This window comes from Micromonospora sp. NBRC 110037 (genome assembly GCF_001652995.1).
Classification (GTDB): domain Bacteria; phylum Actinomycetota; class Actinomycetes; order Mycobacteriales; family Micromonosporaceae; genus Micromonospora; species Micromonospora chalcea.
Genome location: NZ_BBVA01000008.1, coordinates 254,945 through 267,974, shown reverse-complemented (window position 1 = coordinate 267,974; position 13,030 = coordinate 254,945). Strand labels below are relative to the sequence as shown.

At 71.9% G+C, this 13,030-nt stretch carries 8 protein-coding genes; 6 read left to right on the top strand and 2 right to left on the bottom strand.

Annotated elements, in window-relative coordinates; genetic code table 11:
• Positions 1–110: 110 nt before the first annotated feature.
• Positions 111–3,125 (bottom strand): tetratricopeptide repeat protein, encoded by a 3,015-nt coding sequence (locus A4R25_RS23405; RefSeq protein ID WP_064448069.1) that lies wholly within the window; start codon positions 3,123–3,125, stop codon positions 111–113.
• Positions 3,126–3,765: 640 nt separating this feature from the next.
• Between A4R25_RS23405 and A4R25_RS23400 the strand changes: the two genes are divergently transcribed.
• The 5 genes from A4R25_RS23400 to A4R25_RS23380 all read left to right on the top strand — a co-directional run bounded on the left by A4R25_RS23400 (position 3,766) and on the right by A4R25_RS23380 (position 9,475).
• Complete coding sequence (locus A4R25_RS23400; RefSeq protein WP_064448068.1) at positions 3,766–6,261, top strand: bifunctional diguanylate cyclase/phosphodiesterase; 2,496 nt, start codon at positions 3,766–3,768, stop codon at positions 6,259–6,261.
• Between the two features lie 40 nt (positions 6,262–6,301).
• The gene (locus tag A4R25_RS23395) at positions 6,302–7,645 is read left to right on the top strand and encodes a glycosyltransferase 87 family protein (protein WP_064448067.1); all 1,344 of its coding nucleotides are present in this window, start codon (positions 6,302–6,304) and stop codon (positions 7,643–7,645) included.
• Positions 7,642–8,274 carry a phosphoribosyltransferase gene (locus A4R25_RS23390; RefSeq protein WP_064448066.1) on the top strand — a complete coding sequence of 211 codons (633 nt, stop codon included), beginning with the start codon at positions 7,642–7,644 and terminating at the stop codon, positions 8,272–8,274. Before A4R25_RS23395 ends, A4R25_RS23390 begins: the two co-directional genes overlap by 4 nt.
• Before the next feature lie 23 nt (positions 8,275–8,297).
• A complete protein-coding gene (locus A4R25_RS23385) occupies positions 8,298–8,687 on the top strand; it encodes a zf-TFIIB domain-containing protein (RefSeq protein WP_064448065.1) in 390 nt (129 codons plus the stop codon).
• Between the two features lie 107 nt (positions 8,688–8,794).
• The gene (locus A4R25_RS23380; protein WP_043330810.1) at positions 8,795–9,475 is read left to right on the top strand and encodes a maleylpyruvate isomerase N-terminal domain-containing protein; all 681 of its coding nucleotides are present in this window, start codon (positions 8,795–8,797) and stop codon (positions 9,473–9,475) included.
• Positions 9,476–9,481: 6 nt separating this feature from the next.
• Here the strand turns inward: A4R25_RS23380 and dnaB are convergent, their stop codons facing one another.
• Positions 9,482–10,891, bottom strand: a complete 1,410-nt coding sequence (dnaB, locus tag A4R25_RS23375) for a replicative DNA helicase (protein WP_064448064.1) — start codon at positions 10,889–10,891, stop codon at positions 9,482–9,484.
• A gap of 397 nt (positions 10,892–11,288) precedes the next feature.
• On the opposite strand from dnaB, the gene A4R25_RS23370 reads away from it, so the two are divergent.
• Complete coding sequence (locus tag A4R25_RS23370; RefSeq protein WP_064448063.1) at positions 11,289–13,019, top strand: hypothetical protein; 1,731 nt, start codon at positions 11,289–11,291, stop codon at positions 13,017–13,019.
• Positions 13,020–13,030: the final 11 nt, after the last annotated feature.

Here is a 13,030-nt window from a genome sequence, read left to right as displayed (position 1 = left end):
AACTGGCGGTGGGGGCCTTCGCTCGGCCTGGCCCGCCCTGGCGGTGAGCCCTCCCCGTGGCCGATGGCGGGACGCTAACGAACGCTGCGATAAGAAATCGATAAGGCGGGTCAGGTCGGTGGTGACGGCATCGCGGCGAGCTGCCGCCGCAACTCGTGACGCTCCGGGGCGCCCATCCGTTCGAAGATCGCCAGGGCCCGTTGCCGGTACCGTCGCGCCTCGACCGGCTGCTCGTCCACCAGGTGCTCCGCCAAACCGCTGAGGGCGCGGGCCTGCTCGTACGGGTGGGCGATCCGGGTGGCGATGGCGAGGGCTTCCTCGAGCACGGCGGCGGCCTCCCCGCCTCGACCGACGGCTCGCAGGGTGACGGCCAGCTCGTTGCGCGCCTCGGCTTGGACCTGCTGCTCACCGGAAGCGGCGGCGGCCTCGATGGCGGCTTCATGATGCCGCAACGCCTCCTCGTAGCGGCCGAGCTGGCGGTAGGTCCCGGCGAGGTCGCTGATCGTCTCGGCGCGGGCGAAGCCGCTGCCGGTGCGGTCCCGGAGCGCCAGCGAGGCGCGTAGCAGGCGCTCGGCCTGCGCGTTCTGCCCGAGCCGGTACCTGACGCCTCCCAGGTGCCCCAGCGCGTTCGACATGTGGAACGGGTCCTGCCTGGTGCGCGCGACGAAGAGGTGGAGCCGGTGAACGGCCATCGACTCGTCGTACCGGCCGAGGCAGCGGAGCGTGAGGCCGAGGTTGGGCAGAACGGGAAGGGTGTCCAGCACGTTGCTGCGCAGAGTCAGGCGGTTGATCTCCAGCGACTGCTGAAGTCGACCGGTGAGCCAGTACACCACGCCGAGGTTGAACCGCGCCCGCTGCGCGCCCGCTGCGTCCCCGAGCCCGGTGAGGATCGAGACGACCTCGTGCAGGTGGGTGGAGGCGTCCTGGAAAGCGCCGGTACGCACACAGGCCGACGCGAGGTAGTTGTGCATGAGAGCCACGGCGTGCCGATCTCCGCACCGTCGGGCCGCTGCCAGACCCGCGGAGTGGGTGACCGAGATGTCGTCGAAGTAGCCCCGGGTGTAGAAGAAGCGCCAGCTGGCGCGCGCGAGCCGCCAGGCCATCGGTTCATGGCCCTCCTCAGCCGCCTGGCGGGCGAAGGCGATCAGATTCAGGCGCTGGTCCTCCAGCCAGTCCAGATCGCCGTGCTCGCGTCCGACGAGCAGGTCCGCGCGGCGCGGCTCCCCGAGCCGCAGGTGCAGCGCGAGTACGCCGCTGTCCTCGGTCTGCGCCGAGGCCCGCACCACCGAGTGCAGCAGGTGATCCAGCAGGTTCTGTACCGCCGCGTGGCGCGCCGGCCGCTCGTCCTCCTCCCGGGCCAACTCGGCGGCGTACCGCCTCATCAGATCGTGCAGGCGGTACCGGCCCGCCGCGGTCTCCTGCACGAGGTTGCGGTCCACCAGTTCGTCGAGGACGTCCGCCGCCTCCCGCCAGGGCAGATCGTTTAGGGCGGCGACCATGGCGGTGTCGAGGTGACCGCCGGTGACCAGCCCGAAGGATCGGAAGGTTCTCCTGCACGCCTCGTCGAGCGGCTCGTACGACTCGGCGAACGCCTCGATCACGCTCCGCGCCTCGGTCCGGAGACCGGGAAGGATCATCGATCTGTCGTTCAACCTGTCGACGAGATCGGAGATCCGCCAGTCCGGCCGGTGAGCGAGGCGGGTGCCGGCCAGCCTGACCGCGAGGGGCAGACAGCCGCAGATGCCGACCAGGCGGCGTGCGGCCTCCCGTTCGGCTGTCACCCGTCCGTCCCCGACAAGTGTCGTGAGCAGTTGCAGCGCCTCGGGCTCGGAGAGAACGGCGAGGGACACCGGCGGCCGTTCGGTGAGCGCCAGCAGGCGACGCCGGCTGGTGACGAGCACCACCGCCGCCCCGGAGGTGGGCAGCAGCGGTTCGACCTGCCGGCTGTCGGCGGCGTTGTCGAGCACCACCATCGCGGCCCTCGTGGCGAGTTCTCGCCGCCACATTTCCAATCGATCGGGCAGCTCCATCGGTATCCGGCCGGCCGGCACACCCATTTGGCGAAGAAGGATGTCAAGCGCTGCGGTAGGCGTCATCCGCGTGTCCTCGGTGTGCCCGCGCAGGTCGACGAAGAGCTGCCCGTCGGGGAAGCGTTCGGCCAACCGCGAGGCCACGTGCAGGGCGAGAGTCGTCTTGCCGCAGCCCGCCATGCCGTCGATCAGGCGGATCGTCGGGACTCCGCCGGACCGCTCGCGCACGTCGTGCAACAAGCGATCGACAATTTCCTTCCGGCCGACGAAATCCGGCACCGTGCGCGGCAGCCAGTCATGCGTACGGGATCTTTTCCGAATTGTTTCCGCCTCGGTGACGGAGTTCGGGACCCGCCGACGGGCGAGGGCGGCCGCGACCCGCAACTGCTCCATCTCCTCGCTGGGCGGCACGCCCAGTTCGCCGGTGAGGGCCTCGCGCGCGGCGCGGTAGACGGCCAGCGCGCCACCCGCGTCACCGGCCGCGGTGAGGGCACGCATCAGGAGACACTGCGCGCGCTCCCACAGAGGCTGACGCGAGACCTCCTCACGCAGCAGCGACGCCGCCGATTCCGGGCGCCCCAGGATGAGATGCGCCTCCGCCAGCGACTCCAGGGCTGCCCGGCGTTCCTGGCTCGCGGCCTCTCGCCGGGCGGTCAGCACCGGCCCCAGCGTCAGCCCGGCGAGCAGTGGGGCCGCCGCGGCGCCCACATCCTCCAGCAACGGGACCGCCTGCGCCGGCGCTCCCGCCCGCATCAGTTCCCGAGCGTGGCGCCAGCGCGCGGTCAGCCGGTACAGGTCGATGAGGCTCTCGTCGGCGAGGAGTCGGTAGCCACCGGGCTCACGGACGATCCTGAGCCTGTCATCCGCGTACGAGTCGAGGCTGCGACGCAGGTTGCCGGCGTAGGTCCGGACATTGGCGATCGCGGAGCGAGGCGGATCGTCGGGCCACAACTCGTCCACCAGGTCGTGCATGGGGACCAACTGATTGGCCCGCACGACCAGCAGCGCCAGAACCAGCTGCTGTTTGGGGGTTCCAAGCGAAAGGCCCGCGGCGCCGATCCGCACCGCCAGACCACCGACCACTTGGATTTCCATGCTGCTGTTCCGGCCCCAGTCGGCTCTTGTCCACGGGCACACGGGAGCGTAATCGATTAGTCACAAACCCGTTGCCCCGGCAGCGGTCTCGCACACCGACACCACTCTCGTCCGACCCGGCGGTGAAAGCCGCCCAAAGCACGGTTGTAATGTTCCGCCGCCACGACGACGCTACAGGCGACGTAAGGCTCCTCAGGCCATTCCCATGGCGCTGAGCGACTACGCGGGTACATGAAGGAGACGATCGGCTCCGCTCCGCATACACCCCGTGGACACAACGTCATTTACTCCGCAATAGTTACTTATATTGCGCATACCGACATTAATGCTTCCTTATCGCCCTACCTACGCTCTAACCTGCTCTTCCAAGACAGGGGGCGCCACGAAGCGCCAAGAGAGATATGCGAGGAGGGTCGTGACAATGCGCAGCACCGAATGGAACTGACGAACCTTTTGGTCATCAAGCAACCACGACCCGTTTCGATATCCGAGGAGGCGGCAAAATGCGTAGCACCGAATGGAACTGAGAGTTCTCATATTTCCGGCGAAGGGGTAGGCTGCCGCTCATCGCATTCCGACGGTGAGCGGCGGGTGATGCCGGTTGAGCCGAACAGCGGACGGCCGACAAGCCGTCGAGCCCATGCTGCGCGTGATCGTGTCCGTCTTGAGCGTGTGCGCGACGTTCGTCGCGCTCGCCGCACTGATCGCCGTCTGGACAGAGCCACCGGACTCCGTACGTGACCTCGTCACCGTCACGGCCCTGGTGGTGACGGTCGCCCTGGCCACAGTCATCAAGACGCCGGTGCGAATCCGGTCGACCACAGTGGCCTTCGCCTGGGTCGAGACTGCGATCGTCGTCGGTCTCGCCGTCGCGCCGGCCTCCTGGCTGATCCTGGCAACCGGCATCGGCGTAGCCTGCGGCTCGGTCACGCGACTCGCGCCCATCAAGACCGCATTCGGCGTCGCGAAGCACACGTTGGTTGCCGGGGGCAGCGCTCTCGTCATCCTGCTGCTCGGCAACGCGTGGCCGCCCCGCGAGCCGCTCCAGATCGTCCTGCTGCTCGGAGTCGTCTACCTCGTCGCGGCCGTGCTCGACGACCTACTCGCGATTCCGGTCATCGCGCTCGCGTCCGGCACGCCCATCGTGCGGCAGTTCCGCACCGACCTCGACCTGCGGGTGGCCGGCTTCGCGGTCCGCTTCCTGGTGGCCGCCTGCACCGTACTCATCCTGCGGGCCGATCCCCGGCTGCTGCTCGCCGTGCCGGCACTGGTGCTCAGCCTCCACCTGGCCTATTCCACGCGGATCCGCACCCGCACCGAGCAGCAGGCGTGGCAACGACTCGCCCGCGCCACCGACGCGCTCAACGTGGTCGACCTCGACCAGGTGCTGACCACCGCAGTCACCGAAGCCAGCGAACTCTTCTCCGCCGACGAGATCGAGATCGAACTGCGCGACGGCGGACGCACCGTCCGCGGCAACGCCGCAGGCATCGCGTACGACGGAACGTCGCCCCAGCCCAGCGACATCGACGGCCGGGTCATGCCGGTCGCGCTGGAAGGCCACAACCGCACCGACGACCTCGGCGTGCTGCGGCTACGGTTCGCCGGTCCGGTCGAACTCTCCGAGCGCGAGCAGTACACACTGCGTACCTTCGCCTCCGCCCTGTGCACCGCGGTCCGCAACGCCCAGGCGTACGCCGAACTCGCCCGCATCGCCGAGGACCACGCCTACGCCGCCACCCACGACGCCCTCACCGACCTGTCCAACCGGCGCCACCTGCTGGACGAGGGCCGCGCCCAGCTCACCACCCGGCACGCCGACGGCGTCACCGCGCTGGTGCTGATCGACCTCAACCACTTCAAGGAAGTGAACGACACCCTCGGCCACGGCGCCGGTGACCAGGTGCTGATCCAGGTCGCCGAGCGGCTGCGCGACGCCGCCCGCCCCGACGACCTGGTCGCCCGGCTCGGCGGGGACGAGTTCGCCGTGCTGCTGCGCGGCCTGCCCGCCCCGGCCGTCGCCTCCCACCGCGCCGAGGCCCTGCTCAACGCCCTGCACGACCCGCTAGACGTGGACGGCATGCGGATCAGCGTGGAAGCCAGCGGCGGCATCGCGGTCGCCCCCGCCACCGGCGGGATGCCCGAGCTGCTTCGCCGCGCCGACGTGGCCATGTACCAGGCCAAACGCGCCGGCCAACGACTCGCCACCTACGCCCCCGCCCGCGACACCGCAGACCTCAGCCGGCTCACCCTCGGCGGGGAACTGCCCCGCGCCGTCGCCGACCACGAGTTCACAGTCAACTTCCAGCCCATCGTCGACCTCGCCGGCGGCGAGGTGATCGGCGCGGAGGCCCTCGCCCGCTGGCACCACCCCACCCACGGGCTCATCGACCCACTGCGCTTCCTCGAAGCGGTGGAACGCTCCGGCCTGCTGCCCGCGTTCGCCGAGGCGATCCTCGACCAGGCGCTCATCGCCGCCGGCTCCTGGCGCGACGCCGGCTTCGACCTGCCCGTCTCGGTCAACGTGTCACCCCGCAGCCTGCTCGACGCCCGCTTCCCCGGCGCGGTCCTGGCCCGGCTGCGCGCCCACGACCTCCCGCCGGACCGGCTCGTGCTGGAACTCACCGAGACGCTCACGCTCAGCCAGCTCGACGTCGTCGACCGCGTCCTCAGCCGCCTGCGCGACTCCGGCGTCCGCCTGGCGCTCGACGACTTCGGCACCGGATATTCGTCGCTCTCCCTGCTCTCCCGCATCCCCGTACACGAACTGAAGATCGACCGCAGCTTCGTCACCGCCATGGAGACCGCGCCCGAGGCCGCCGCCGTCATCCGCTCCACCCTCGACCTCGGCCGCAGCCTCAACCTCACAGTCGTCGCCGAGGGCGTGGAGAGCGAACCCCAGCGCCGCGCCCTCTGGGAACTCGGCTGCGCCGCCGGCCAGGGCCACCTGTTCGCCCGGCCACTGCCCGCCGCCGCGCTGCTCGCCAGCCTCCAGCGCGGCCACGGCGGCCGCACCGGCGCGCTCGCCCCGGCACTGCACGACGCGGGCGCCGTGATCCGCCTCCCCGGACGCCGCGCCGGCGGCGCCCGCACCCGCCCCAACCCGTCCGCCGCCGGCGACTCCCGGCAACCCTGACCCCGCCGGGCCACCGCGCCGGTCTGCCAGACTGGCCCGCGTGACCGCCCACGCCGACCCCGCAACCACCGTCTCCCGCCGCTGGTCGGCACTCGACACCGCAGCCGGTGGTCTCGCCCTCGACCTGGGCCTCTACGCCGCCGCCGCCGTCTTCGCCGCGGTCACCGCCGCCACCTCCACACTGCCGCCGCACCGCGCCTGGGGCGCCGTCGCCACCATCGGGTACGCGCTCGCCACCCTCGCCGCGACCACGCAACTGCTCGCCCGCCACCGCGCCCCCGGAACACCCCTGGCCGCGCTGCCCGCACGCTGGACGGTCACCGGAATCACCTGGGCCACCACCGCGCTGCTGCCGATCGTCACGCAGAGCCTCGAACGGGCCGGCGGGCGTACCGACCGCGCCCAGGAGGAGGTGATCGTGGTCGAACACGCCGGCGCCCGCCTCGCCGAGCACGGCACCCCCTACCTCGGTCCCGACGCCATCGCCGCGCTGCCCCCCGGCGAACAACTCCTCGGCTACACCCCCTACCAGCCCGGCATGGCCCTGTTCGGGCTGCCCCGCGCCGCGGTGGACGCCTGGTGGACCGACGCCCGCGTCTGGTTCGCCGTCGTCACCGCGCTCACAGTGATCGCCCTCGTCGCCACACTGCGCGCAAGCGGCGGCCCGGCCGCGCCCCGCCGCGACGCCGCCGTACTGCGCGCCGTTCAAGCCGCCACCGTCCTGCCCGTCTGCGCGCTCACCCTCGCCACCGGCGGCGACGACCTGCCCGTACTCGCGCTCTGCCTGCTCGCCCTCGCACTCGCCGCCACCGGCCGACCCGGCCGCGCCGGTCTCGCCGTCGGCGCCGCCGGCGCGCTGAAACTCTTCGCCTGGCCGATCGCCCTCGTGCTGCTCTTCTGGGCCGCCACCCGCCGCGCCACCCTGCGCACCGCCCTCGGCGCCCTCGGCCTACCAGTCCTCGCACTGATCCCGGTGCTGCTCGTCGACCGCGAAGCCCTCGTCGAGAACGTGCTGCGCTTCCCCCTCGGCCACGGCCTGGTCACCAGCCCCGCCCAGTCACCCTTCCCCGGCCACCTGATCGCCGAGACGCTCCCGGCCGGCCGGGCGGTCGCCGCCGCGCTGCTCGTCGCCGCCGGAGGAGCCATCGCCGTCCGGCTGCTGCGCCGCCCGCCGCGCACCGCCGCCGCCACCACGATCATCTGCGGGTACGGGCTGCTCGCCGCGATCCTGCTCATGCCCTCCACCCGCTTCGGCTACCTGCTCTACCCGATCGCGCTGCTCGTGCTCGCCCCGGCGCTGACGCTCACCCGACCAGGCGACCCGACGGCATTCCCGGCAACCGCCCCGCGCGATCCGGCCGGAAGGCGTACACCTGAGGGATGACCACCTACCGCGACCGGGCCGAGGCGGGACGGCAACTCGCCGAACGTCTGACCGACCTCGCCGGCCGACCCGACGTCATAGTGCTCGGCCTGGTCCGCGGCGGAGTACCCGTCGCCCGGGTGATCGCCGACCGGCTCGGCGCCCCCCTCGACGTGCTGGTCGTCCGCAAGCTCGGCGTGCCCTGGGCGCCCGAGGTCGCGTACGGCGCGCTCGGCCCCGGCGGCGTGCAGATCCTCAACGAGATGGTCGCCGACCGGATCAGCGAGAACGACCGCGCCCAGGTCCGCCGCCGCGAACAGGCCGAACTGGAACGCCGCGAACAGCGCTACCGCGGCGGCCGCCCGCCACTGGACCTGACCGGACGCACCGCCGTCGTCGTGGACGACGGACTCGCCACCGGCGCCACCGCACGCGCCGCCGTCCAGGTCGCCCGCCACCTCGGCGCCGCCCGCGTCCTCGTCGCCGTCCCGGTCGGCTCCGAGCAGGCGTACGAGATGCTCGCGCCCGAAGCCGACACGGTCGTGAGCTGCCAACTCCCGCCCGACTTCGCCGCCGTCGGCGCGTACTACGAGGACTTCCACGAGGTCACCGACGACGAGGTCACGCAGGCGCTGACCGCCACCGCGTGAAAACACCCGGTACCGTCGTTGTCATGCAGATGACCTGTCCCAAGTGCCGCGGAGAGATGCGCCAGTACGAGCGCAGCGGAGTAGTCATCGACCAGTGCGGCGAATGCCGGGGCATCTTCCTCGACCGCGGCGAGCTGGAAAAGCTGTTCGATGCCGAGGCCAACTGGAACCAGCAGCACGGCGGCGCCCGCCAGCCCGCGCCGTCCGGCGCCGGTTACCCGCCGCCTCCGCCGCCCCCGCCCGCCGCGCCGCACCAGCCCGGCTACGGCGCGGTCCCCCCGCCCCCGCCTCCGCCGCCGCCCGGCCACGGCTACGCCCAGCCCGCGTACGGCCACGGCCAGCAGCACTACGGCTACCACGGCCACTACCGCCGGAAGAAGAAGCACGGCTTCCTCGGCGAACTGTTCGACTGACCGCCGACGTCGACCACGCCGGGCCGGTGCGCCGCATCGACCCGGCGTGCCCGTCGTCGTACTTCTTCACCGTGCCGGGCGCTGCGCGCCGTGGCAGGCTGCACGGCATGAGCCCGATCCGGCAGCACGAGGCGCTGGCCCAGGCGTACGACGGCATCACCGCCGTGGTCACCCCGCTCGACGACGCCGCCCTGCAACGCCCCACCCGGTGCCGCGGCTGGCTCGTCGCCGACCTGCTCTTCCACGTGCTCTGCGACGCCCAGCGCGCGCTCGTCGCCCTGGCCAGCCCCGCACCCGGGCCGCCCGACGTGGACGACGTCAGCTACTGGCGCGCGTTCCCTCCCGGCGACGACGACGCGAGCGCCCGGCACGCCTGGTGGGCACGCCGCTCCGCCGTCGCCTTCGACCGGCCCACCGGCGTGGTCCGGCTCTGGTCCGACACCGCGCCCGCCGCCGTCCGCGCGGCCACCGCAATAGACCCCGACGGGTACGTGACCACCCAGGGTCACGTGCTGCGCGTACCCCATCTGCTCGCCACCCTGACCACCGAGGCGGTCATCCACCACCTCGACCTCGTGGTGGACCTGCCGGACGCGCCGCTGCCGGCGGCCGACCCGACGCGGGTCGCGGTGACCACCATGGACGGGCTGCTCAGCGACGAGGCGGTACGGCCGGCCGGCTGGGACGACCACGAGTACCTGCTGAAGGCCGCCGGCCGGGTGCCGCTGACCGACCGGGACCGGCTGGAGCTGGGCGAGGCCGCCGGCTGGTTCCCGCTGCTCGGCTGACGCCGCTCAGACGATCGCCATGTCCACGAAGCGCGACAGGTGCAACTGGGCGGCAACCGTCACCGTGTCGGTCGGCCCATTCCTGTGCTTGGCGATTATGAAGTCCGCCTCGCCCGCGCGCGGCGACTCCTTGTCGTAGTAGTCGTCGCGGTGCAAAAGGATAACAACGTCCGCATCCTGCTCAATTGATCCCGATTCACGCAAGTCGGACAATTGCGGACGCTTGTCGGTACGCTGTTCCGGGCCACGGTTCAGCTGACTCACCGCGATCACCGGGCACTCGACTTCCTTGGCCAGCAGCTTCAGGCCACGGGACAGGTCCGCGACCTCCTGCTGCCGGCTCTCGGTGCGCTTCGGTGAGGTCATCAGCTGGAGATAGTCGACCACGATCAGCTTCAGGTCGTGCTTCTGCTTGAGCCGCCGCGCCTTCGCCCGGATCTCCATCAGGTTCATGCTCGGGGTGTCGTCGACGAAGAGCGGCGCCTCGCTGATCTCGCCCATGCAGCGGGCCAGCTTGGTCCAGTCGTCGTCGGAGAGCTGCCCGCTGCGCAGGACGTGTAGCGGTACGCGCGCCTCGGCCGAGAGCAGTCGCATGACGATCTCGACCTTGCTCATTTCCAGCGAGAAGATCGCCGACGCCTGGTTGGCCCGGATGGCCGCATTTCGGGCAAAGTCCATAGATGCGGTTGATTTGCCCAAACCAGGCCTGCCGGCCACGATAATAAGTTGGCCGGCGTGCAGGCCGTTGAGCAGTCGGTCCAGGTCGGTGAAGCCGGTCGGCACACCGGTCATCACGCCGCCCTGGGCGCCGACCGCCTCGATCTCGTCGAGCGTGGGCTGCAGCATGTCGGCCAGGACCGCGAAGTCCTCGCTGACGCGCTTCTCGGTGATCTCGTAGACGGCCTGCTGGGCGAGGTCGACGATGTCGTCGACGTCGCGGCTGCCGCTCGGCCCGGTGCCGTAGCCGAGCTGCACGATCCGGGTGCCGGCCTCGACGAGGCGGCGGAGCACCGCCCGTTCCCCGACGATGCGGGCGTAGTAGGCGGCGTTCGCGGCGGTGGGCACGCTGGCGATGAGCGTGTGCAGGTAGGGCGCGCCGCCGATGCGGGCGAGGTCGCCGGAGTCGGCGAGCGCGGCGGCGACGGTGATCGGGTCGGCGGGTTCGCCGCGTCCGTAGATGTCGAGGATCGCGTCGAAGATGGTGGCGTGGACGGGGCGGTAGAAGTCGTTGGTCTTCAGGATCTCCACGACGTCCGCGATGGCGTCCTTGGACAGCAGCATGCCGCCGAGTACGCACTGCTCGGCGGCCACGTCCTGCGGTGGTGTCTTCTCGAACGGCGCGTCGCGCGGCGGCGGCGGCTCGGACGACGGTTGCCCCCCGGTCCGTTCCGTACGCGCCTCGTCGGTGACCGACACGGGTGCCCCCCTTGCTGCGTCGGATCGAGTCCAGCTCTATCGCTGGGGTGTGACAACTTCCGCCGACCCCTCCGGTCGATCGGGGGTCATCGCCCGGCGGTCGGGGGGACCACGATACGGAACCCGAGGTCAGCGACTCAACAAGGCCGGTGGATGAGCCTCGGGACAACCTGTGGACGCCTGGGGACCGGCATGTGCGCAGGGTGTGCACAGGGTGTGGAAAAGTGATGGGGAATTCCGGGCGTATCGCCTCTGACCTGCGCTTTTACTGTCCCCACCCTGTGGACGGAAGATTTCCGGCTGAGCTTTGTCGTCGTTCGTCCCGTACTATCGCTGCGAACGGCGACACCTGGGACAGCGGGTTTACTTTCGGGTTGAGAGAGGTCACGCTCCGGCCGTGAGACACCGGGACTGGGGAAGCGGGGAGGACAGCCCGCGCGAGCGACGGCCGAGCGGTTCCTGGGACGAGCCCGCCGGGCCGCGCCGGGCCGACTCGTACGCGCCGGAGAGCTACCGCACGCCGAGTCGGCGGCGGGCGATCGAACGCGGCCAGGACGAGCCGGTGGACACCTACCTTCCCCGCTGGGCTCTGGAGTCCGGGGTGAGCCGCGCGGACGGTGGCGGGCGGCACGCGGCGCCCGACGACGACGAGATCGAGGTCGAGACGCCGTCGTCCGAGGGTGGCCGGCGCACGGAGGCGGGCCGCCGCCGGCGCGATCGGCCCGAGCCGCGGGCGACAGGTGCGGGTCCGTTGTCGGACCACACCGCCGAGTGGACGATGGACGCCCCCCAGGAGCGGGGGTACGTGGGGAACAGGCGTGCCGACTCGGACGACGAGCCGGTGTCGGGGGTGTCGCCGCGTAGTCGTCCCCGTCGCGCGGCGACCCGGCGTCCGCAGGTGATCTGGTCCGGGCTGCCGGATTCGGCGGGCTCGGGCGACGAGGAAGCCGCGCGGGACAGCGGGCGGCCGGGCGGGCGGCGTCGTTCGGCGTCGGGTTCTTCCTGGCCGCCGCCGGTGGCGTCGGACTCCGCCTGGTCGCGTTCGGCGGTTGCGGGCTCGGACCGGTCCCGTCCGGCCGCGTCGGATGCCGACTGGCCCGCGTCGGCGGTGCCGGAGTCGCGGCGGCCGGCGTCGGAGTCGGAGTCGGGCTGGTCGCGGTCGGCGTCGTCGGGCCGGTCGGCTTCGGAGCCGGGCTGGTCGTCCTCGGCGGCTTCGGAGACGGGCTGGTCGCGGTCGGTGGCCCCGTCGGGTTCGGAGCAGTCCCGGCCGGCGGCGGATCCCTGGCAGCGGCGTCGGGCGGCCGACCGTGAGCCGCCGGAGCCGCCGCCTGCGGTCGACCCGTGGGACGCGTCGGGCGTGCACGCCTGGGGCCGGTCGGCGCCCGGTGGCCGCTGGGAGCAGGCGGAACGCCGGTGGGACCGCACGGAGCACACGGGCGAGTGGGACCGGTTCACCGACACCGGTTATCTGGAGCCGGTGCGCGACGAGGTCGATCCGTGGGATCGCACGGCTCCGCCGGTGCGGGAGGGATGGGCGTCACCGGAGCGGGCCGAGGCGTTCTGGTCGGGTACCCGGCTGGCCGGGGACGATCCGCGGTGGATGGAGACACCGCCGTCGGCGCCGAGGTCACCGGCGGTGGCGTACTCGGCTCCGCGTCCGCGTGCCGTGCCGCGCGGTCGGCCGGTGGCGCCGGCCGGGTCGACGCTGCGCCGGCGGGTGGAGACGATCGGTGGCGGCTCGTGGGGCCGGCGGCTGGAAGACGACCTGCTGGATCCGGATCCGGGCGGTCCGCTGCGGCCTCTGGTCTACACGGTGGCCTGCTATCTGGTCCCGGCCGTGCTGCTACTCGTCGGTCTGCTGTTCCTGAGCGGTCAGCCGCCGGAGGGTTGCGTCACCGACATCACCGGTGGCGGTTGCGACTCGCCGCGTACGCATGCCCTGGATTCGCTGGTGTCGGCGGCGCCGCGGTTCGGTTTGGCGCTGGTGAGCAGCCTGGTGGTGGCGGTGCTGCTACGGCAGGTCGGGACGACCTGGCGGGCGGCGACGGTGGCGCTGGCGGCTGCCGTGGTGGGCGGTGGTCTGTCGACCGTGGTGATCAGCGCGGTGACCGGCAACCCCCTCGGCTGAGACCCGGAGGT

Bases quoted from the DNA above. Each gene is read 5' to 3' on its own strand.
- A4R25_RS23390 (WP_064448066.1), top strand. From the start codon at position 7,642: ATGACCACCTACCGCGACCGGGCCGAGGCGGGACGGCAACTCGCCGAA.
- A4R25_RS23385 (WP_064448065.1), top strand. From the start codon at position 8,298: ATGCAGATGACCTGTCCCAAGTGCCGCGGAGAGATGCGCCAGTACGAG.
- A4R25_RS23405 (WP_064448069.1), bottom strand. From the start codon at position 3,125: ATGGAAATCCAAGTGGTCGGTGGTCTGGCGGTGCGGATCGGCGCCGCG.
- A4R25_RS23380 (WP_043330810.1), top strand. From the start codon at position 8,795: ATGAGCCCGATCCGGCAGCACGAGGCGCTGGCCCAGGCGTACGACGGC.
- A4R25_RS23400 (WP_064448068.1), top strand. From the start codon at position 3,766: ATGCTGCGCGTGATCGTGTCCGTCTTGAGCGTGTGCGCGACGTTCGTC.